Here is a 22,784-nt window from a genome sequence, read left to right on the forward strand (position 1 = left end):
TGCATTATTCATGAAGACTTTGGAAAATCCTCGAAAGCCTTGGCAAGAAGTTCATCTAGCGATCTGGCTGAAAAACAGTCTGTTTTTTGAGATGTCCTCACAATCAGGTTTTTGCCAGTTGGTGAATAATGCAGGCTAACTTTCAGGGAAAAAGTCCAGGGATTTTCCCCCCGATCACTCCCAGATCTGGTACTTTTTGATTGATAAAAAGTCTAAAATTATTACCCAACAAGGTTTTTAGATTTATTCAGCAAACCTTAATCACAGCCTAAACTATCTCTGGTGGCCACTCCCGTGACCGGATTAATCCCATCGGCCCGTTCACACATTAACTTGACCTGATAGGCATCAATTACTGCGTTAGTGAAATCGGCCCCGGTAATAATTGTGTCATAAAAACGGCTGCGAGTAGCGATCGCATCGGTAAAAATAGTATTAGTTAAATCGGCAAAATCGAGGGTAACTCTATCTACCAAAGATGCGGTTAAATCAGCCCCTTTTAAGTTGGCTTTTAAGAGGACAGCCTCGGTGAGAATGCTATAGGATAAATCGGACCCTTCTAGGTTAACTCCCCGCATCGCGGCGGCGGCGAAAACTCCTCCGCGTAAATCCTGATGGGAAAAATCCCGATCTTGCAGCTGGGCAAAACTATAGTTAATCGTTTTATCTTGGGCCAAGGCCACCGGACGGGACGCGAAAAGTAGCCACAGAATTGCCAGCAAAATAATTAAAACCAGACTGAAAAAATTTTTCAACATTGTTACTGTTGAGCGTCGAGAAACTGGGCCACATCATCACCCACCCGAATAGTTAGGTCTGAGTCTAAAGCACCAGTGGAGGATGATTCTACTTTACCGATTCCCAATTGATTTTTCAAGAGGTTAGCGGACTGAACATCACCTTTTTGGGCAATAATTGCCGTGGTTTCTAGCTTTTGGGAGGAGTCATCGCTAATATAAACATTTGTGTAGCCCCGTTTGGCCAGATAATTACGAGTACGACGGGCTAAACCTTTGGTATGGGTGGCATTTTGAATGGCAATCCGCAGATTATAAACGGAGGTTTCTCCCCCCGCGTAGTTATCGGTAAAATTATTAGCCACAATGGTTCTAATTTCGCGACGGTTCAAAATCCAATAACTGCGACCATCGTATTCCTCGAGGCTATTAAACCGGCCGGGGAGTAGGATCATTCTTAGGTCATCCTGTTTAATTTCCCGGCCAAAATTAGCGATAGCCAGCATTTCCTCGACGCTTAAGTTCGTATCGATATATTGTTGTAAAACCTGTACTGCTTTCGGGAGACTGGGGAGAATTGTCGGACTAAAAATCTTTTGTTGGAGTGCTTTTAATAAAATTTGTTGTCTTTGTACGCGACCAATATCGCCGTATTGCGGGTTACGAAAACGGGCAAATTGTTCTGCTTGGTCGCCGTTGAGATTTTGCCAACCCTCTTGTAAATCAATTTCTAATTTTTGGGTGACATCTTTATGATACATTCGTTCGGGTACATAAACTTCTACACCCCCGACTAAATCGACTAATTCCTTAAAGGCATCGGTAGTCACCCGCACATAGCGATCAACGGTGACACCCCCTAAAGTGTTATTGACCACTGCTGCCGCTAGAGTTGGTCCACCGTGAACATTGGCATCGTTGATTTTAGTGAAACCGTGGCCGGGGATTCTGACACGGCTATCGCGAGGGATAGACAGCATTCTCACGGTTTTATCGCTAGGATCGAAGCGCACTAGGAGCATGGTATCGCTGCGACCTTTAAATACATCGTCGCTGTTTTTGGCATCTAAAACTCGATCGATGCCCATAACTAAAATATTAACAGGACGAGAAAGCTGCTGATTGATTAAGCTATTCCAAGCTTGATCCTCAAGGATGTCTGTTTGGGTGGGAAAAGATGTTTTTTGGAAGATAGCCCCAATTGGTGCGGGTAAGGGACTAATTAAGGCGACGGCAGCCCCAACAGTGGCGGAAACTAGGGCGGTAAAACTGAGGGTTATTCCCCAAAATAAGCCCTTTTGCAGGGGAGATGCTTTTTTTAAACCGGACATGACTGAACTGACCACCGTGACGGTATTTTCTGAGTTTTGGCTGTATTCTTGCTTTTCAAACCGCCCGGAAACATTGGCCATAGACTAACCTCAACATCTGATTAAAAGCTTACTCTAGGAGGTGACTGCTGATCCCTAGAATCTATCTCTAGCCCAAAAGTTCCAGATATTGGCCACCCCCCTCTCGCCGGCTATTGTAACATATTGTTAAGGAACTGGCTATCCTAGACCTGTTGTAAAAATTAAAAATTGTTGTTAGGGTTAGGGATCAGTAGCCAGTAGCCAGTAGTCAGGAGAGTTAAGATAGAAGATAGATTTTGCCTTCGATCCCCCCTTAATCCCCCCTTGATAAGGGGGTATCTGACAATTTTTAACACCTACCTACTTAATAGTCAATTAAATACTCTATTTACCGATTTTATGCCATTTAATCCTTATTTTTGCCGTTTTTGAACCCTAAAAAGTTAATTATGCCAGAGGTTAAATAATTTTTGAGGGATTCGGTTCAGTTATAGATTATATCTGTAACCAAGAATTAAGAGAGGTGGAAACTTGAAGATAACATAACTAAGGTTATTCTCCTTGTTTTTATTCCTTAGCTTTTGGCTAGTCTGACAGTTTTTTTGTCAATAAATTCTGATCTATTTTTTATGAAAATCATCTCCCTTCCCCCATCATCCACCCAGGAATATCTCTGTATAAGAGACTTAAATCTCTACAATTCTCCCAGTTGTCAAGAGTTAGCTACCCAAGCACAACGGGGAAGACAATTAAAATTTATTTCCCTAGAAATTACCGAAAAAGGGCTACAAATTCAGCTAAGGGAGGATAATTATTTAGCTTGGTTATCCCTAGAAGATTTAGATGCAATTGCGGCAGCCACCACAGCTTATCAAAAAATTACTCTAACTCGTTCGGACATAGAAAAACACATTCCTGATATTATCACTTTTACTCAGGAAGCAAGGAACCGTACCAATCATTATCTCTGGGGTGGAACCCTTGCACCTAATTACGATTGTTCAGGATTAATCCAGGCTGCTTTTGCCACTTTTGGCATTTGGTTGCCGAGGGATTCCTATCAACAGGAAGCTTTTTGTCAAAAAATAAACCGAGAGGAATTACTCCCAGGAGATTTAATTTTCTTTGGTGATAAAAGAGTTAATCATGTGGCTGTATATCTAGGTAATAATCAATATATCCACAGTTCAGGAAAAGAAACAGGTAACAATGGTATCGCTATAAATCTACTTACTGATGATAGGGATAGCGTTAGTCGTCATTATTATCAAAAATTATGGAGTTTCGGTCGAGTTATGCACAATTAATCAGTTATCAGGGAAATGGGGAAATGGGGAAATTTCAACTAAAACCCAAAACCCTAAAACCCCAAAACCCTAAAACCCCAAAACCCCAAAACCCTAAAACCCCAACCCCTAACTCCTCACTCCTTACTCTCCCCCATAGATAATCATGTTAGAAAACATCTCCCTAAGCGGTCTATCAATTCGTCGTCACATAGGAGTATTGATGTTAACTATAGCAGTTATCATCATCGGTCTTTTTTTTCTAAATCGTTTACAAGTAGATTTGCTTCCTTCTATCACTTATCCTCGCATTAGTTTAAGGATGAATGTCCCTGGAGTGTCCCCGGAAGTTATTCTCGAAGAAGTAACTAAACCCCTAGAAGAAGGAATGAGTGCCACCGAGGGAGTAGTGCAAGTTTATTCAGAAACTCGCGAGGGAAGGATGCGAGTAGATTTATTTTTTCAACCGGGGGGAGATTTAAATGTTGCTTTAAATGAAGCTACCGAAAGTTTTAATCGTGTCCGACAAAATTTACCCGATATTATTGAAGAACCGCGCTTAAATAAATTTGAACCCTCTCGTTTACCCGTCTATGAATTCGCTCTCGTTTCTGATACCCTACCCCTAAAAGATTTAAGATTATTTGCCGATGAAGAATTAGGGAGAGAATTAGGATTTGTGGGAGGAGTGGCAGTAGTGGACGTGATTGGGGGAGTTAGAGAAGAAATTCAAGTTAATATTGACCTGCAGCGATTACAATCTTTAGGAGTGGGATTAAATCAGGTTTTAGACACCCTAAAAAGACGCAATCAGGACATCTCTGGAGGCCGACTAGAGGGAGAAACTGGGGAACCTTTAACCCGTGCGGTGGGGAAATTTAAAAACGTAGCGGATATCCAAGATTTAGCACTGACCGATAGTAATAATCCCGAAGAAAAAGTCTATCTGCGGGATGTGGCCAGAGTTATCGATGGGACAGAAGAACAAAGAATTTTTGTCACCCTAAATGGAAAAAATGCCGTCAGGGTTAGCGTCCAAAAACAACCGAATGCGAACACGATTGCTGTGGTAGAAGGGGTCAAAAAACGCATTACAGAATTAACAAAATCCGGGTTAATGACCGGGGGGATGCAAGTTGTCCCCACTACCGATGAGTCTGTATTTATCCAAAACGCGGTTAATAACGTGGTTTCCTCGGGACTAGCGGGGACAATTCTAGCAGGATTGACTGTATTCGTCTTTCTCGGTTCTCTGCGACAGACTTTTATCATTACCCTAGCGATTCCTCTTTCTACCCTCGTCGCAATCATCTGTATGAAGTTATTCGGGTTATCGATAAATGTGTTTAGTTTGGGAGGATTGGCCCTAGGGGTGGGTATCGTGGTGGATAATTCCATCGTCATGCTGGAAAATATTGCCCTCAAAGTTAATCAAAACCAAAATAAGCGAGATTTTTTAGAAATTGCCCGTAATAGCAGCCAAGAGGTAGAATCTGCTTTATTGGCCTCCACTGCGACTAATCTCGTCTCTATACTGCCATTTTTACTACTGGGTGGTTTTATTTCCCTACTGTTTAACGAGATTATCCTCACTATCAGTTTTGCTGTGGCTGCTTCTCTGCTGTGTGCGTTAACCGTTGTTCCCATGTTGGCCAGTCGTTTGTTAAATATGCGGGTTTCTAGTGGTATTCAGCGATTTTGGCTATTAAAAGTCTTTAGTCAACGACTAGAAGGTTTAACCATCCTCTACGGTCGTTTTTTAGCTAAAATCATCCACTACAGAATACCTGTTATCCTGCTGGCCTTTTTAATTTTAGGGGGAAGTAGTTTCTATCTCTGGCAATATATCCCCCAGGAAGTCTTTAGTCGTATTCAAACCGGACAGGTGAACGTTTTTGCTCAATTTCCCCCCGGTACCAATTTAAATGCTAACCGTCAGGTGATGCGGGAAGTAGAAAAGATTTTATTATCACAACCAGAGACTAAGTACGTTTTTACTACCAGTGGCGGTTCTCTTTTTGGCACAACTACCAATGAAAATATTTTGCGTGCTTCTAGTACGATTAATCTCAAACAAGGCACTAATACAGAAGCGTATATCGAACGCATGAGCAAAGCATTAGAGCAATTAAACCTCGTTAACGTGCGTTTGCGTCTCACTCCCGGTCAAGTGCGCGGTATTATTCTTAATAACTCTCCCTCCGTCGGTGCCGATGTGGATGTGATGTTACAGGGACGCGATGGGAAAACTTTAGAGCAAGCTGGTGAAGAAATCCTCGGTATTCTCGATGAAAAAGTCCCTAGTGCGCGTTTTCGTGCCGATGCTGACCCCAGACAACCGGAAATCCAGATTAAACCCGATTGGACCCGCTTAAATAGTTTGGGATTGAGTACCCTGGAAGTGGGACAAACGCTACGGACCGCTATTCAAGGATCGATCCCCACCCAACTGCAACGGGGAGAAAGATTAATCGATATCCGAGTGCAATTGGACCCCAACTCGCGGCAAAAAATTAGTGACTTATCACAAATACCTATTTTTGTCAATAGGCAAGAAGACTTAAAATTAGCAGATATCGCTAGGATTGAAGGGGGAAAAACCCCAGCAGTCATCCAGAGAATCAATCAGCGTCAAGTTTTTATTATTATCGGCAGTTTAGTCGAGGGAGCGAAATTAAGTGACGCACTCGCGGGGGTACAATCGGTTTTAAACGCTACTCCCTTACCCGATGGTATCAGCATTTTACCCAGTGCTGCCGCCACGTCTAATCAAGAAATTCAGGGTTCTTTGGGTTTATTAGCGGGTTTATCGGTATTTTTAGTCTTTGTGGTCATGGCTGTGCAGTATAACTCGCTCATAGACCCTCTGGTGATTATGTTAACTGTTCCTTTGGCCCTGGCGGGGGGAATTTTCGGGCTATATTGGACTAAAACCCCGATTAATGCCATTGTCATCGTCGGGGTGGTTTTATTGGTGGGGATTGTGGTTAATAATGCGATTATTATGGTGGAATTGGCGAATCAATTGCGGAAAGAATTCGGTTTTACCCGGCTACAAGCCATTTTAAAGGCCGCTCCCCAACGTTTACGACCGATTTTAATGACTACCGTGACCACGGTTTTAGGTTTATTTCCCCTCGCTTTAGGATTAGGAGAGGGGGGAGAATTCCTGCAACCTTTAGGAATTGTCGTTTTTTCGGGTTTGTCTTTAGCAACTCTGTTAACTCTGTTTATTATTCCCTGTTTTTACGTTTTATTCTCTAGAAAATAATCTTCTTGGGAATTATGAATTATGAATTATGGGTGGTGATTCGGTAGTAGTGATGGCGGCTTAATCCTTTGCTTTGCTGTGCATTGTAGTCATGGATAAAACGCCAAACAGTTCCCCAAAGTGATTCTCCATTTTTTTAGAGAAAGATATAGCGTTTCTGATTCACAAGAGGTACATTCCCGATCCTGAACAGCTTAATCAGCAAAGGTTTAAGTGTGCCGCACAGATGCGAGAACCGCTATACCACCTACTACCTTCACAATTCCCCTAGAAAAATCGCGATCAAGACTGTCTTGACTTAATCAACTTCACCACTAAATACACGATAGACCGAGAAAATCTTCTAGATAGTGATTTCGGTGTTGCCAGAGAGTTGATTTTTTTCACAGCTATTATGGGAGTAAGTGGTTTTACAGCTAATTTCGTACATTTGTATTAGTATAATTGTTGAGCCTCAAGGAGATAAGAAAGCCCAAGGACTGGTTACAATCAAAGATGAGTAATTTTTCGATCGATGTCATCTAAATAATCATGCGTCTCTTACACACCATGCTCCGGGTCAATAATTTGCAGGAATCTCTACAATTTTACTGCGATGTGCTAGGAATGAAGTTACTGCGCCAGAAAGACTATCCCAATGGTCAATTTACTCTCGCTTTTGTCGGTTATGGCGATGAGGCTAATCATGCTGTCATCGAACTGACCTATAATTGGGGAGTCGATCGCTACGAAGTCGGTAATGCTTACGGTCATATTGCCCTAGGCGTGGATGATATCTATAGCACCTGTGAGAAAATTAAAGCTCTTGGTGGTAATGTCACTAGGGAACCGGGCCCGATGAAACACGGTTCTACGGTGATTGCTTTCGTGGAAGATCCTAATGGCTACAAGATCGAGTTAATTCAACTAGGAACCCAGGGTGCTGCCCTGGCTAGGGCTTAAATTTATTGTTGTCAAAAGCTTATGTCTGTTGAAATTGAACGGAAGTTTCTGGTTAAAGGGGATCACTGGCGATCGCTTGCGACTGGCAAGTTGTATCGTCAGGGATATATTCCCACCCAAGATGGATTGACAACCGTGCGGGTTCGTGTGGTTGGAGATCGGGGTTATTTAACCATTAAAGGCAAGACTGAGGGCATTAGTCGTCAGGAATTCGAGTATGTAATTCCCCTAGAAGACGCGGCACTGATGTTAGAAAACCTCTGTAAAAAACCTTTAATTGAAAAGATTCGTCATCGCATTTCTTTGGATAATTTAACTTGGGAAGTTGATGAATTTTTGGGGGATAATCAAGGTTTGATTATGGCTGAAATTGAGTTAGAACAAGAGGATCAAGTCATTACTATGCCCGATTGGATCGGCGAAGAAGTCACGGGAGATGAGCGATACTACAATATCAATTTACAGAAATTTCCCTATAAAATGTGGTGATTGTAGTATTAATTTACTCCCAGTTTAACCCTGGGTAGATACGGCTTTTTCTGCTTCGTTTAGCTTATTCGTTACCCGTCGGAGAACGCCATTAATAAAGCGATAACCTTCATCATCAGAATAACGTTTGGCTAACTCGATCGCCTCATTAATTGCTACTTTTTGAGGTATATCGAGATAGAGCATTTCTGCCACGGCAATTTGCAGGATATCCCGATCGATTCTTGGTAAACGATGTAGTTGCCAATCCACTAAAGCGCTGGTTAATTCCTGTTCGATTTCCGCACGACGACGATAGACTGTACCGATTAATTCTAGGGCATATTCCCGCACTTCGTACTGACTGGATAACTGGACAATTTCGGGAAAATCTATCACGGTTCCTAAACGATTAATGGCATTGTGGGTAAGAGAAATTGCCTCTTTTACCATAGTTTGGGCGCTTTTTAGATTTGTTGCCTTAGTATCACTAGCGAGAATCCGTTCATTACCACGACTAATTTCAGCAGCAGCGGTTTCTAAGGTTTCTTGAATTTCTAGGGTTAAGGTTCTAACTGCGACTAAAATTAAATCGTTTAAAGTTTGCTGTTCTAGGTTTTCAGGATTGCCTTTAATCTGACTTAAACTCAAAAGGGCAAGTTCTCGAGCAATGCGACGGGGTTGTTGACGGGGAGGCATAGAAGTTTAGAAGGAGAGGAAAGAAAATTATACAACTTTATCGATCGCTATCTGGTTGGGTTGATTTTTCTCGGCGATCAATTCTTAACTAACCTCTATTTTAGCATAAAAGCTGCCAAGATTTAACTTTTCAAGTTTTAATTAGACAAAAGACAATATCTATCTTGAATCTCCCCTAATTTAGTCTCAGCTTCTTGAGCATTAATAGCTAATTGAGCAAACTCTAGAAAGCGTTTTAATTCCTTGCGTAATAAATTCCTTTCTACTTCCCAGGTTTCTCGATCTAAGGTGGGTGGCATAACAATCATATCAAATAAAGTGGCCTGTTTTTTATCGGGATGGGGTCGCAATATTCGCCCGCGACGCTGAATAAATTGGCGAGGATTACCGCTACTAGCCAGAATGACCGCGTTTTGAATTGATGGCAGATCTACTCCTTCATCTAAACATCTAATTGCCACTAATCCTTGCAGATAACCCTCCTCAAATTGTTGGCGAATTTTTTCTCGTTCTTCTAGGGAAGTTTCTGCGGTGTAGGTAGCAACTCGATAACCTAATTGATTGCCCAATAAATGAGTAACAGCCTCTACCTGACGACGATAATTAGCAGTATAATTTTCTACATAACCATCCCCACAATAAAATAAAGTATGATCCGTATCTAAACGCTCTTGCATCAGTTGTTGTAAAGCCTGTAATTTATTACTTGCTGAACCAATTAATCGCGATCTTTGCATTAATAGTGCTGTTAAATTTTCATTGCCATTTAAATTACTATTTTTCTGCAAAGTCCAGCCGATTCTTTGGGTTAATTTTGCGTATAATAAAGCCTCACCGTCGGTTAACTCAACCAAGACTGGATAATAAAAATAATTGACTAAAGCTCCTTTGTTAATAGCATCAGCTAAGGTAAATTCTGGCTGTAGAATTTGTCCAAAATAATCAAGAATAGCGTCGGTTCCTTCCTCATCAAAATATCTTTCAGGAGTAGCAGATAAAGCCAATCTTAGACCTAAAGAACGGGGTAATAACTCTTCTAATCGGGGGGAACCTAAATTATGGGATTCATCACCAACGATTAAAGTTTTATCAGGAAAAAATTTGATTTGTGATTGAAAACCCTCGCTAATAAAAGTTGAGTTAGTAGTTAAAATAGTGACAAATTTTTGATTACCCGCTTGCACATTATATAATTCTGTCGATAGTTGACTTTGCCATGTATGGACACTTTCGTAGGCTAAAATCGGTTTAAGATTAAATTTTTCGGCTTCTCGTTGCCATTGATTAACTAGGTGACGATAGGGACAAATTACTAATAATACTTGCAGTTCTATCGCTTGGTAAAGTTCCATGGCAATAGCTAAAGCAGTAATAGTTTTACCGCTGCCGGTGGCCATTTTTAAAGTTCCCCGTCCCCGATTACGAAACCAACTGATAATCGCTGTATTTTGGTAGTCTCTCAATTCCAAATCGGGAGGAATTCTAGGAATACCAGAGGGATTGACTCTATAGAATCCTCGCAATTCAGCAACTTGCTTGAGTTTGCGGGAATTAAGAAAATTTCTAGTTATTTTTTCCCAATCTATCCAGCAACTATTCATAGTACCTCTTGTAAAAATCAAAAATTGTTGTTAGGAGTCAGGAGTCAGGAGATTGTTTTTATTTATAGCGTTTCCTGTTTGCAAGAGGTTTATACTAAATCCTGTTTAAAAGGTATAGGATGGTGGGAAGTGGGAAGTGGGAGAAACAATCCATAGCTTGGCAGTTCATCACACTATTAAAAATAGTTTTTGTATAAGCTCAAAAGTAGCAAAAAGCCAAAAATCTAAAAGCTAAAGGTTGCTCCCTATATAATTGGGATGGACTAAAAAGACCATCCCAAAGCTATCAAACCACTCTTAACTGTTATCCTAGAAACCTAGGGAATGATTAGAGGATAATTTACATGGTCACTACTTCTTCTTTTTGGGGAGTATTTTGCCGAAGTTTTTCTTGATCTTGGCGACGTTTTTTAGCATAGAGTTGGATTGTCACTGCCATTAATACCACTAAAGCTACAATTAACCAAGTGGTCAAATCGAGGGGTAATTGATTTTTAAATACTGCCAAAAGGACAATAACTACCAATAACAGGGTTGGTGCTTCATTTAAGGCCCGAAATTGCTGTCCCGTCCAATTACATTCCCCTTTTTCTAGCTTTTTCATGATGCGACCACAGTAGAAATGATAGAGCAGTAAAAGAGCCACAAAGGATAATTTAATATGTAACCATCCCGATTTTAAAATTTCTGGTTCTGTGGAGATTAAACCGATCGCCATGGCCACGGTGACAATCATCCCCGGTGTGGTGATGATATTGTAGAGTCGCTTCTCCATGATCTCGTATTGTGCTTTCAGAATAGCTTGTGCGGGTTCGGTTTGTGTTGCTGCCTCCGCATGATAGACAAACAAACGTACTAAATAAAATAGTCCCGCAAACCAAACAACTACCCCAATCAGGTGAAATGCTTTAAACCAATAGTAAGCCATAGTCTATATTGTGATGTGAGTCCCGAATTAATTAGTCTAAGAGTTATCCATGCTTTCCCAGACTATCCCTATACAAAAGTTTAGACGGAAAATAGGGGTTGCGGGTTAGGGAGCAGGGAGAGGGATGTGGGGTGTGGGGTGTGGGGTGTAGGGTGTAGGGTGTAGGGTGTAGGGTGTGGGGTGTGGGGTGTGGGGAGCTTTTTCAGTAAACAATAAACTAAAAACTCACATCTGATAACTGATAACTGATAACTGATAACTGATAACTGATAACTGTCTCCTAACCCAATGTTGGACAAAGATAAGCAAAAACTATTGATTGACTCCAAAAACTTGAGAATATTTAAATTAACATTCCGCAATATTTACAAATTCTTAAGAATTAATTGAGAAAGATTTTTATTTAACAACGATGTTATGCTAGTTACAGCGATTTTACTGAATTTCATAATGGGTCTTTCTGTGCTTTTTTGGGCAGCAACGGTTGAAACCCTTGCCACATCTAGAAGGTGATCCTAATTAAGACAGGTAAATGAGTCAATTTCACCCACAACGATGATCTTTTTTTTGTGTAGTTTTATTGCAAAGAAAAAGTTTTTTTGACAAAAAGCACAAATTATGCTGCGGTCTAGCCGATTTCTAGCTGCGAGTAGTTATTGGAGAGCAGGGAAGTGGAGAAGTGGGGAAGTGGGGAGCGGGGAGAATAAATAAAAATAATCTCCTGACGACCGACTCCTTACTCGGAGAATACTGACGACCGATAGCTAATTATCTAAGAGCAAAGGTCGCAGAAAACCGCCATAATTCTCGTCATCTGTACCGATAAAGACTTCTACTTCACCTCTAGGAGATTCTCTGGTAGTCACCGCTTCCACTTTGGAGCCGTCGATTTCTGCAATTTTTTGGGGATTAGGGGCAAGAATTAGGCTATTATCGGCTGTAACTTGACCAATACGGTAAACAGCACTTCTAAACACTCCCGCACTATCTGGATCGTCAGCGGAAGCTATGTAGATATTACCTTGCTTATCTACGGCTAAATCGGAGATGAGGCGAATATTTTTACCACTACCAAAAGGACTCCGAAAAGTTACCGACCGAAATTCCCCGAATTTTAAGGGATTGAACGAGATATCCGTCCAGCGAATTTTTGTACTCTCTTGACTATCGGCCCGTTCTGCGTAGATAAATAGATAACGATCGCCTTGCCGACTAACAGCGATCGCCTCTACATTTTCCACCGCGATCGGCCAATTTATTTGCTCAACTATCTTGACTTGTTGCTGGTTGTATGCTGCTAAAAACAGTCTTTGAAAAGGTTTTTTCTCGCCACTTTCAGCCAACAAAAATAAGTTAGTTTGAGGAATATGAGTAATACTTTCGAGATCGTTACTCAATCCCTCTGGATTTGGCCAATCTACCCTTAAAACCTGCCATAATAGGGGTTTTTCCTGCGTAGGTAGCTGTAAAAGACTCAGTCTTGGTTGAGATGGATCACTGTTTTTGCCCTTATTTTTGGCATCGTGAACCCCTAGAAAAATATCTGCTTCTACCCAAGCTAAACCACTGAGATCTGGGAGATAAGTCTCCAGTCGTCTCGATTCTTGAGCAAAAGAGACTTGCGCGGCCGAAAAAAAGAAAATTAGCGTTAAAATACCCGAAAAAACTGTTTTTAATCGGCTATTCTTGCTAAAAAATGCTCTATTCTCTAACACCTATTCCCTAACCCCCAATATCACTGATTAACTCCTCCACCACCCGATTTAAACCGACGGAATGGGAAGCCTTGCATAAAATGCGATCGCCTGAATCGATCACTTCCTTTAAACGATTAATTAAATCTGCGTGAGTTTGAAAACATTCGCAAGCGACCCCAGTAGCCGCCTCAGCAATAAACTTAGCTTGTGGGTCGTCCACCAAGACAAACAAGCGATCTATGCCTAGTTTTTGCACCCTCTCACCCACTTGGCGATGTAATTGCTCCGAAAAAGACCCTAACTCCTTCATCGTGCCTAAAACAGCAATATGACGCTGACCGGGGGTAGCTTTCAGTAAATTCAAGGCCGCTAACATTGATTCTAGACCCGCGTTATAGGTTTCATCGAGGAGTAGGATATCCGGCTCTAATTGGTAACGTTTAGCCCGACCACTGGGTAAATTAACCTTAATTCCCTGTTGCAAAGAAGTCCAATCGATGCCTAAAATTTTCGCTACGGCCAAGGCTGCCATAAAATTTAAAGCGTGATGACGACCGGATAAAGGTAAGTTAAAATCTAGTCCATTGACTCGTAAAGTAGTTAAATCCAGTAATTCTCCGACTATATCGCCGCCAGAGAAGCCATAGGTAATTGTTTCCCCCTGCCATACCCGTTTAGCTGTTTCGGTAAGTAAAGGGTGATCGTAGTTAAGAACAGCTATACTACCAGAAGCAGACTCGGCCAATAACTCGCATTTCGCCTCTGCGATCGCCGTTTCCGACCCTAAACGACCGATGTGAGCGGTTCCCACATTAGTAATCACTGCGATCGTTGGTTGGGCGATTTGAGCGAGCAGGGCAATTTCTCCCCGTCCCCGCATTCCCATCTCGATTACGGCACTATCGTGAGTTTCATCCAGTTCGAGGAGAGTTTTCGGCACTCCGATCTCATTGTTATAATTAGCCAGGGTTTTGTGTACCTTTCCCTGGGTTGCTAATACGGAGGCGATTAATTCTTTAGTGGTGGTTTTCCCCACCGATCCCGTAATAGCAATCACGGGTATAGTAAATTGATTCCGCCACCAATGGCCTAATTGCTGATAGGTTTCTAGGGTATTATGGACTAGGAATACGGGAATATTTTTAGAAGAATTGACCGAAACTGGCTGATCGACAATCAATGTCGCCGCTCCTCTTTTGATAGCCATATCGATAAAATCATGACCATTAAAATTATCACCTTTTAAGGCTAAAAATGCTTGTCCAGGCTCAATACTACGGCTATCAGTATTAATGCCAGATACTAAACTATCGGGACTAAAACTTATGTCAGTCTTATCTTGTAAGGACAATAATTGAGCTAGTTGATTGAGGGATAAATGACAGGGCATAGACAATAAAAATACTTAGAGTAAATTCCGAATAATCTGAAAGATAGATTGAGGTTTAACGGGGACTTAGATCAGATAAAATCGATTTTTCTTGGCTCTCTCAATCAGATCTGGTGCCATGTAGGGACGCAACGTGGTCAGTAAGTTTATCGAACTGCTTGCGCCCATAATCTAATATTGTGAATATTTTTCAGCCAATGTCCGAGAGAGCCAACTCAATTCAGTAGAATGACCCAAAATAGGGACAGCCTAAGAAGGGAGCATCTACTATCTAATCACAATTGACTCCTTTACAGCAGTTAAGTAGGTAGGCGTTAAAAGTTGTCAGACACCCCCCTTATCAAGGGGGGCAGGGGGGATCCCCCCGCCTATCGGCACCCCCCTTATCAAGGGGGGCAGGGGGGATCGAACCTAAAATCCATTTTTAATTTAATTATAACCAGCTACTTATCTGATCACCTCCGTAGGGCCAGGGTTATTGCTCAACAGGTGGGGAGCGAGGATTAAAAAGTTAAGTAATCTCAACTTCTAGGCAATGACACCCCGGAGCTAGGGGATAATTAAGCCATCGTCATTTAGGCTGCGTTTATCCGTGAAAATTATCGTTATCGGCAGTGGTGGTCGAGAACACGCCCTGGCTTGGAAACTGCTGCAATCACCCGAAGTTGAACAAGTGTTCTGTATTCCGGGTAATGGGGGAACGGCAATTTTACCTCAATGTGAAAATATCCCCCTAGCAATGGAGGATTTTGCTGAAATTAGCCGTTTTGCCCAGGAAAATAGCGTCGATTTGGTGGTTGTCGGTCCAGAATATCCCCTATCCCTCGGCATTACCGATTATCTTCTGTCCCAAGAAATAACGGTTTTTGGCCCCACACAAACCGGGGCCTTAATTGAATCGAGCAAATCCTGGGCCAAAGAATTAATGAGCGAAGCCGGAGTTATCACCGCCGCCTCGGAAACCTTTACCGATGCAGAATTAGCAAAAACTTATATCCAAGAGCAAGGAGCGCCCATCGTGGTGAAAGCCGACGGATTAGCCGCAGGAAAAGGGGTAATTGTCGCCGAAACCGTAGATACAGCCCTAGAAGCGATCGATGATCTTTTTACCAGTGGCTTTACTAAAGTCGTGGTGGAAGAATTCCTAGAAGGGGAAGAAGTGTCTATCCTCACCCTCACCGATGGGATCAGCTTTCGTTCCCTACTACCCGCCCAAGATCACAAGCGCATCGGTGAAGGCGATACCGGCAAAAATACCGGCGGTATGGGAGTTTATGCCCCCGCACCCATAGCCACCGCCACCATTATCGAAGCGGTGGACCGAGACATCCTCGCCCCCATCGTCGCCACCCTGCAAAAACGCGGCATTGACTATCGGGGAGTCCTCTACGCGGGTTTAATGATTTCCCCCGCCGGAGAGGCAAAAGTTCTCGAATTTAACTGTCGTTTTGGCGATCCCGAAACCCAAGCGGTTTTACCCCTACTGGAAACTCCCCTGGCACCGCTGCTGCTGGCTTGCGCTCAACAAAAATTAACTGATTTTCCCTCTTTACAATGGCGGTCCGGTAGTGCCGTTTGTGTGGTGGCCGCGTCTGCCGGTTATCCCGACCACTACGAAAAAGGCCAGTTAATCACGGGAATTAAGGCAGCTGAAACCGCGGGAGCGATCGTTTTCCACGCCGGCACGGTTTTAAAACACGGCGATATCTTCACCGATGGCGGCCGCGTCTTGGGTGTCACGGCTATGGGAGCTAATTTTAATCAGGCGATCGAACTTGCCTATCAATCGGTGAACAGGATACACTTTCAGGGCATCTATTATCGTCGTGATATCGGCCACCGGGTACGGGAAAAATAAGGGTCAGTATTGATGCAGGGGTAAGGGAGAATAGTTAGGGGTTTTGAGGATTAATTTATTAGCCAATTTCCCCTTTTTTCCGCCTCTCTGACCGAATGCTCACCTCTTTCTAGGGTAATCCCTGACAAAGGCGAATCTGATTTGTCAAAAAACCAGTAACTATTGATAAAATCATGAAACTGAATCGCCCAACCAAATTGCCATCCCTATGCGAATTTTGCTCTATTCTTATAACTATTATCCTGAACCGATCGGCATTGCTCCCCTAATGACAGAATTGGCGGAGGGATTGGTTAAAAGAGGTCATCAAGTCAGGGTTTTAACCGCTTTTCCTTGGTATCCTAATAGTGAAATCGATCCCGAATACCGAGGAAAAATCTATCTAGAAGAAGAACGAAATGGTGTTAAAATTCAACGTTCCTACGTTTGGGCCCGCCCACAAAGAAGTCTAAAAAATCGTATTTTATTTGAATTGAGCTTTGTTTTTTTGAGTTTCTTTCAGGCTCTCAAAGGCGAAAAACCTGATCTAATTTTCTTAACTGTCCCCGGATTACCCGTTTGCGTTCCCGCCGCTTTATTGAGTAAATTATACGGGGTGCCGATCATTCTAAATTTGCAGGATATTCTGCCCGATGCGGCAGTTCATGTGGGATTATTAACTAATCAGAAAATGATTAAGGTTTTTAGCAGTCTCGAAAAATTTGCCTACAAAACTGCCAGTAAAATCTCAGTTATTGCCGATGGTTTTACCAAAAATCTCCTCACTAAAAATGTGCCGAGTCAGAAAATTATTGAGATTCCTAATTGGGTGGATGTCAGCTTTATTAAACCTCTGCCGAAAAACCATAATTATTTCCGCCAAGAAAATCATCTTGAGGGCAAGTTTGTTGTTTTATATTCTGGCAATATTGCCCTAACTCAACCCTTAGAAACTTTGATCGATGCCGCAGTTCAATTAGTTAATATTCCTGAGATTAAAGTGGTAATTGTTGGTAAAAAAGAGGCACTCGATCGCCTAGAAAAGTATCGCCAACAACAGGGGGCTAGTAATGTGCTTTTATTACCCTTTCAACCCCGGGAAAAATTACCAGAAATGTTAGCCGCCGCCGATGTGGGTATGGTGATGCAAAAACATAACGTTATTTCCTTTAATATGCCGTCCAAAATTCAGGTATTATTAGCTAGTGGTCGTGCTATTATTGCTTCTGTTCCCGCCGATGGAACCGCCGCTAGGGCGATCGAGCGTAGTGGTGGTGGTTTGGTGGTTACTCCCGAAGATCCGGAGGCATTAGCTACAGCTATTTTAAAACTATACAAAAACCCAGATTTAGCAACTGCACTAGGAGAAAAAGGACGACAATACGCAGAAGAAAATTATGCCTTTGAAAAGACTTTGGATCAATACGAAAAGCTTTTTTCTCAAGTAGTTAGTTAATAATTAGGGAATAGGGGAATGGGGAAATGGGGAAATGAGGAAATTCAACTAAAACCCTAAAACCCTAAAACCCCAAAACCCTAAAACCCTAAAACCCCACCATCTAACCCCTAACTCCCAATTCCCTATTTTCATGTTCGATAATTTTTCAAAAAAACTCCCCTGGCAAAGTCTCAAACAAGCGATCGCTTTTGTCTTAACAATTATTGCGTTAACTCCAGTGGTTACAGCTTTAATTTCTAGTGTTAATCAGCCTCAAATCCAATCGAATATTCAACTGTATCAAACCAATCTCAACCTACAAGTCACAACTCTCAGCAGCGATGCTGATCCTAATAGTGAGGAATTTGCTAATCTTAAATTAATTCAAACTTCCCTGATCGGTGAAGATACTTATAACACTGCCGAGGAACAGTATTTATCAGCCCAGAAAAGTGCCAAAAAAACAATCACCGAACTAAAAAAATCAGCAGTTAATCCCGAACAAAAAAAATCCCTTGAGCGCGACATCAATTCCCTAAAGGATTTAGAGCTAAAATTAAGTCTCATTCAAGCTAGTCAAGGTGACTTGGATTCGGCACGGCAAATCTGGCAAGACATCAAGGAAAAATCAGAATTTGAGAACTATAAACCTGCTGTTTTAAAAAATGCGCTGCTGTTAGAGGGATTGTATAGTGAACCCCCCGAAATTGCTGCCGATGCTGAAGCGAGAATCGAGCGCAATTTTCAAGGATGGTTTCGTTATACCATTCTGGAAAAATTATATAGTCTCGAAAATCGTCAAGAGGATTTACTCGCTTTAGAGGAAGAACAGAGTGAAGTGGCTGCTAATGCCTTAATTAAACTAATTTTACTGGCTTTGTTGCCTCTTATCGGCGGTTTAATCGGTATTGTGCTGTTGGTCTTTTTATTAGTGCAGTGGCTGCTCCGTAAACGGCGAGCGCTGCTCTTTTTAGATGATAGTCTCGCTTGGCAAACTAAGTGGGGAGGAGAAACCCTCTGGTGGGGAATAATTATCGGTTTCTTTTTCGTCGGACAAATTGTTTTACCGGTAATTTTCGGGATTTTATCGAGTTTCTTGAGTCTCAATCCCGAAAAATTCAGTCTAGAAGCTAAAGCAATATACGTTGTAGTTAGTTATTTAGCCTTAACAGTGAGCAGTTTATCGGTTTTATATCTAGCAATCAAGCCTTTTCGCCCTTTACCTCCCGATTGGTTTCGTTTTAACCTCTTTAGTCCTTGGCTTCTCTGGGGATTAGCCGGCTATTTTGTCGCTTTACCCCTGGTTATTATCGTTTCTTTGCTCAATCAACTAATTTGGCAAGGACAAGGAGGCAGTAACCCGCTGCTGACTTTAGCCCTAGAATCCCAGAATACCTTCGCTTTGCTCTGTTTTGCCTTTACTGCTTCCCTTGCCGCTCCTTTTTTCGAGGAAATTCTCTTTCGCGGCTTTTTACTAGCTTCTTTGACTCGTTATCTACCCGTCTGGGGTGCTATCGCTCTTAGTAGTTTGATTTTCGCCCTTGCTCACCAAAATTTGTCAGAAGTGCTGCCTTTAACCGTCCTAGGTTGTGTTCTTGGCTTTGTTTACACCCGCTCGAAAAATTTATTATCCTCGATGTTGGTTCATAGTCTCTGGAATGGTGGCACCCTGTTAAGTTTATTTTTATTGGGCAGCGGTGCGGGTTAGGTGAGGTCAAAAGTCTCTTAGTCTAGAGATAACTAATCTCCCCCTTTCAACCCTTGCACTTAATTAGATAACCACATCGTTGCTCACCTTGGTTGATCCAGTGAGTCCGTTCGATCGTACAATCAGGCAGCAGCAGCGCAAACATTTCTAATTCATGGCCACAGATACTGGGATAGGAACCAGCGACCTCAGCAATAGCGCAATGATGCTCGGCCAGGATATAACTATTTTCTGCTTCCAGTGCCACTAATTCTGCCATATAACCCTCCTCTTGGCGAATTTCCAGCAATTTTCTCATTCTTTCCCCTAAAGACCCCTTGCCGAGGCGCAATTGATATTCTGCCGCTTTGCGTTGCCACTGTTTTTTGAGAATTTCCCCCACCTGTTGCTCTCCCACCGTCTCCACGAGAGTATTGAGGAAAGAAACAGCGAAATTATCGTAATTATGGGGAAAACGGCCACGACCTTGACGACTGAGACGATAAATATGCTGGGGTCGTCCTATCTTATTTTGTACCGCAAAATATTCGATCAGTCCTTCCCCCTCCAAATCCTTAAGATGGCGGCGCGTCGCTTGCGGACTAATGCTTAACTCCTCGGCCAAGTCTTGGGCAGTAGATTGACCGTTTTTGAGCAAATATTGTAGAATATCGTCTTTCGTCGAGGCGGGTTGAGTCGTGGTCATGATACCAAAAACAGAGGCTTTAGCGTACAATTGCTGAGGGTCAAGGAGCGGCCAATTACCCCTACAGAGTAACTTGAATAACAGAGGTTTATCAGCATCCTCTCAAATTTTCCGTGACTTTGACAACAGCTTTGTTGTTAATCTATTATATAATCAAGTTAAACAACAGGAAAGTTGTTTAACTGCCTCCCCTGCCTACCGCGTAGAGAGAACACTAACCCCCATGAGTGCAACCACCGTTAAAAACCTCGTTAACCAACCCTACAAGTACGGTTTCATCACCGATATCGAATCGGAAACCATCCCTCGCGGTTTGAATGAGGAGATTATTCGCCTAATTTCGGCGAAAAAGAAGGAACCGGAATTCATGCTCGATTTTCGTCTCCGGGCCTATCATCAATGGCAAAAGATGACCGAACCCAGTTGGCCGCACGTTTCCTATCCTGCCATTGATTATCAAAATATTATCTACTACTCTGCACCCAAACAGAAAAAAGAAAAACTCAACAGTCTTGAAGAAGTTGACCCCACTTTAATCGAAACCTTTGAAAAATTAGGCATTCCCCTTTCGGAACAAAAACGCCTCTCTAACGTCGCCGTCGATGCTATCTTTGACAGCGTTTCTATCGCCACAACTTTTAAAGAAAAACTAGCAGAACAGGGGGTTATTTTCTGTTCTATTTCGGAAGCTTTACAGGAACATCCCGACTTGGTGCAGAAATATCTCGGTACTGTGGTTCCCGTGGGTGATAATTATTTTGCCGCTCTTAATTCTGCCGTTTTTAGCGACGGTTCCTTTGTTTTTATACCCAAAGGTGTCGTCTGTCCGATGGAATTGTCCACCTATTTTCGGATTAATAACGGTGAGACGGGACAATTTGAAAGAACTTTAATTGTCGCTGAAGAAGGGGCATCGGTAAGTTATTTAGAAGGTTGCACCGCTCCGATGTACGATAGTAATCAACTTCATGCCGCCGTTGTGGAATTAGTCGCCCTCGATAATGCGGATATTAAATATTCGACGGTGCAAAATTGGTACGCTGGTGATGCCAATGGGAAGGGAGGTATTTATAATTTCGTCACTAAACGGGGTCTTTGTAAAGGAGTTAATTCTAAAATTTCTTGGACGCAAGTAGAAACTGGTTCAGCGATTACTTGGAAGTATCCCAGTTGTGTCTTAGTCGGCGATAATTCCGTCGGGGAATTCTACTCAATTGCCCTAACTAATAACAAACAACAGGCCGATACAGGTACGAAAATGATTCACATTGGCCGCAACACCAAGAGTACCATTATTTCTAAGGGAATTTCTGCGGGTAACTCCCAAAATAGTTATCGCGGTTTAGTGAAAATGGGACCGAAAGCCAAGGGAGCAAGAAATTACTCCCAGTGTGATTCTATGCTGATTGGAGATAATGCCGAAGCTAACACTTTTCCCTATATTCAGGTGGATAACAACAGTGCTAAAGTAGAACACGAAGCTTCTACCTCTAAAATCGGTGAAGACCAATTATTCTACTTCGCACAACGGGGTATTTCCGAGGAAGATGCTGTCTCTATGTTAGTCAGTGGTTTCTGTAAGGATGTCCTCAGTAAATTACCGATGGAATTCGCCGCCGAAGCTGATAAACTCCTCAGTCTCAAGCTAGAAGGAACCGTGGGATAATCAGTAAAGTAGGGTGGGTTAGGCGATAGCCGTAACCCACCAAAAGCTAAGTTAGGCGATAGCCGTAACCCACCAAAAGCTAAGACAATTTATCCATCAATTGATAATTCGCCGTCAACCCCAAAAACTAATATTTTTGTTCTAGAAAAACATCCCATGAGTGAAGTAATTTTATCGGTAAAAAATCTGACCGCTAGTATTGATGGAAATCAGATTCTTAAAGGAGTTAACCTCGAAATTAAAGCGGGTGAAACCCACGCAATTATGGGGCGCAATGGCTCAGGAAAAAGCACCTTTTCCAAAGTAATCGCTGGACATCCTGATTATGAAGTAACTGGGGGAGAAATAATTTATAAAGGTGAAAATCTTTTGGACAAAGAACCCGATGAACGAGCGCTTATGGGTATCTTTCTCGCTTTCCAATATCCCTTAGAAATCCCCGGCGTTAGTAACCTCGATTTTCTTCGCGTTGCCTATAATGCCCGACAAAAATATTTAGGCTCGGAAGAATTAGATAGTTTTGACTTTGAGGAATTAGTCGAGAAAAAACTAGAAGTTGTCCAGATGAATCCTAGCTTTCTTGGCAGAAGTTTAAACGAAGGTTTCTCTGGTGGTGAGAAAAAACGTAATGAAATCCTCCAAATGGCTTTATTAGAACCTACTTTAGGAATCCTCGATGAAATTGACTCCGGTTTAGACATCGATGCTTTGCGAATTGTTGCCCAGGGAGTCAATCAATTAGCTACTCCCGATAACGCTTTTTTACTTATCACCCACTATCAGCGTCTGCTCAACTACATTGAACCCGATGTTATTCATGTTATGTACGATGGGCGCATTGTCACCAGTGGCGGTAAAGAATTAGCCCTCGAATTAGAAAGAACTGGCTACGATTTCCTCGACGAACAAGTATTAGCCGTTAAGTAATCTAGTTATCAGTTATCAGTTATCAGGAGATTGCTTTTATTTATTCTCCCCACACCCCACACCCCACACCCCACACCCCACACCCCACACCCCACACCCCACACCCCACACCCCACACCCCACACCCCACACCCCACACCCCACACCCCACA

At 42.4% G+C, this 22,784-nt stretch carries 17 protein-coding genes; 9 read left to right on the forward strand and 8 right to left on the reverse strand.

The genetic code is table 11. The features are described from left to right. Nucleotides 1-257: 257 nt before the first annotated feature. Both IM496_RS18635 and IM496_RS18640 read right to left on the reverse strand, forming a co-directional pair. On the reverse strand, nucleotides 258-758 hold the full coding sequence (locus IM496_RS18635; protein ID WP_194016519.1) for a pentapeptide repeat-containing protein: 501 nt from the start codon (nucleotides 756-758) through the stop codon (nucleotides 258-260). A 2-nt stretch (nucleotides 759-760) separates the two neighbouring features. Then, on the reverse strand, nucleotides 761-2,149 hold the full coding sequence (locus IM496_RS18640) for an LCP family protein (RefSeq protein WP_104396663.1): 1,389 nt from the start codon (nucleotides 2,147-2,149) through the stop codon (nucleotides 761-763). Nucleotides 2,150-2,718: 569 nt separating this feature from the next. Between IM496_RS18640 and IM496_RS18645 the strand changes: the two genes are divergently transcribed. The 4 genes from IM496_RS18645 (at nucleotide 2,719) to IM496_RS18660 (ending at nucleotide 8,077) form a co-directional block, all read left to right on the forward strand. Beyond that, entirely contained in the window at nucleotides 2,719-3,396 is a 678-nt protein-coding gene (locus tag IM496_RS18645; protein WP_194016517.1) for a C40 family peptidase, read from the forward strand. A gap of 145 nt (nucleotides 3,397-3,541) precedes the next feature. Then, complete coding sequence (locus IM496_RS18650) at nucleotides 3,542-6,646, forward strand: efflux RND transporter permease subunit (RefSeq protein ID WP_194016516.1); 3,105 nt, start codon at nucleotides 3,542-3,544, stop codon at nucleotides 6,644-6,646. Between the two features lie 531 nt (nucleotides 6,647-7,177). After that, nucleotides 7,178-7,588, forward strand: a complete 411-nt coding sequence (gene gloA / locus IM496_RS18655) for a lactoylglutathione lyase (RefSeq protein ID WP_104396666.1) — start codon at nucleotides 7,178-7,180, stop codon at nucleotides 7,586-7,588. A 21-nt stretch (nucleotides 7,589-7,609) separates the two neighbouring features. Next, complete coding sequence (locus IM496_RS18660; protein ID WP_194016513.1) at nucleotides 7,610-8,077, forward strand: CYTH domain-containing protein; 468 nt, start codon at nucleotides 7,610-7,612, stop codon at nucleotides 8,075-8,077. A 24-nt stretch (nucleotides 8,078-8,101) separates the two neighbouring features. Here the strand turns inward: IM496_RS18660 and nusB are convergent, their stop codons facing one another. From nusB to IM496_RS18685, 5 genes are all read right to left on the reverse strand, one after another. Continuing rightward, entirely contained in the window at nucleotides 8,102-8,755 is a 654-nt protein-coding gene (nusB, locus tag IM496_RS18665; protein ID WP_104396668.1) for a transcription antitermination factor NusB, read from the reverse strand. 137 nt (nucleotides 8,756-8,892) lie between these two features. Next, nucleotides 8,893-10,356 carry a DNA phosphorothioation system restriction enzyme gene (locus IM496_RS18670; RefSeq protein WP_194016509.1) on the reverse strand — a complete coding sequence of 488 codons (1,464 nt, stop codon included), beginning with the start codon at nucleotides 10,354-10,356 and terminating at the stop codon, nucleotides 8,893-8,895. Between the two features lie 340 nt (nucleotides 10,357-10,696). Further along, nucleotides 10,697-11,284 (reverse strand): protoporphyrinogen oxidase HemJ, encoded by a 588-nt coding sequence (gene hemJ / locus IM496_RS18675; protein WP_104396670.1) that lies wholly within the window; start codon nucleotides 11,282-11,284, stop codon nucleotides 10,697-10,699. A 764-nt stretch (nucleotides 11,285-12,048) separates the two neighbouring features. Continuing rightward, complete coding sequence (locus tag IM496_RS18680; RefSeq protein ID WP_287662898.1) at nucleotides 12,049-12,999, reverse strand: SdiA-regulated/phytase-like domain-containing protein; 951 nt, start codon at nucleotides 12,997-12,999, stop codon at nucleotides 12,049-12,051. A 7-nt stretch (nucleotides 13,000-13,006) separates the two neighbouring features. Continuing rightward, on the reverse strand, nucleotides 13,007-14,371 hold the full coding sequence (locus IM496_RS18685) for a UDP-N-acetylmuramoyl-tripeptide--D-alanyl-D-alanine ligase (RefSeq protein ID WP_287662899.1): 1,365 nt from the start codon (nucleotides 14,369-14,371) through the stop codon (nucleotides 13,007-13,009). Between the two features lie 592 nt (nucleotides 14,372-14,963). Here IM496_RS18685 and purD point away from each other — a divergent pair. The 3 genes from purD to IM496_RS18700 all read left to right on the forward strand — a co-directional run bounded on the left by purD (nucleotide 14,964) and on the right by IM496_RS18700 (nucleotide 19,354). Continuing rightward, nucleotides 14,964-16,229 (forward strand): phosphoribosylamine--glycine ligase, encoded by a 1,266-nt coding sequence (gene purD, locus IM496_RS18690; RefSeq protein ID WP_287662900.1) that lies wholly within the window; start codon nucleotides 14,964-14,966, stop codon nucleotides 16,227-16,229. A gap of 208 nt (nucleotides 16,230-16,437) precedes the next feature. Then, a complete protein-coding gene (locus tag IM496_RS18695) occupies nucleotides 16,438-17,664 on the forward strand; it encodes a glycosyltransferase family 4 protein (RefSeq protein ID WP_287662901.1) in 1,227 nt (408 codons plus the stop codon). Between the two features lie 133 nt (nucleotides 17,665-17,797). Next, complete coding sequence (locus IM496_RS18700) at nucleotides 17,798-19,354, forward strand: type II CAAX endopeptidase family protein (protein WP_287662902.1); 1,557 nt, start codon at nucleotides 17,798-17,800, stop codon at nucleotides 19,352-19,354. Nucleotides 19,355-19,400: 46 nt separating this feature from the next. Here IM496_RS18700 and sufR read toward each other — a convergent pair whose 3' ends face one another. Next, on the reverse strand, nucleotides 19,401-20,039 hold the full coding sequence (gene sufR / locus IM496_RS18705; RefSeq protein WP_079209125.1) for an iron-sulfur cluster biosynthesis transcriptional regulator SufR: 639 nt from the start codon (nucleotides 20,037-20,039) through the stop codon (nucleotides 19,401-19,403). 223 nt (nucleotides 20,040-20,262) lie between these two features. Here sufR and sufB point away from each other — a divergent pair, with 223 nt between their 5' ends. Together sufB and sufC are read left to right on the forward strand one after the other, a co-directional pair. Further along, nucleotides 20,263-21,705 (forward strand): Fe-S cluster assembly protein SufB, encoded by a 1,443-nt coding sequence (gene sufB / locus IM496_RS18710; protein ID WP_036395285.1) that lies wholly within the window; start codon nucleotides 20,263-20,265, stop codon nucleotides 21,703-21,705. Nucleotides 21,706-21,861: 156 nt separating this feature from the next. Next, complete coding sequence (gene sufC / locus IM496_RS18715) at nucleotides 21,862-22,632, forward strand: Fe-S cluster assembly ATPase SufC (protein ID WP_002783202.1); 771 nt, start codon at nucleotides 21,862-21,864, stop codon at nucleotides 22,630-22,632. The last annotated feature ends 152 nt before the right edge of the window (nucleotides 22,633-22,784 follow it).

This window comes from Microcystis sp. M049S2 (genome assembly GCF_020245625.1).
In the GTDB taxonomy this organism is placed as follows: domain Bacteria; phylum Cyanobacteriota; class Cyanobacteriia; order Cyanobacteriales; family Microcystaceae; genus Microcystis; species Microcystis ichthyoblabe_A.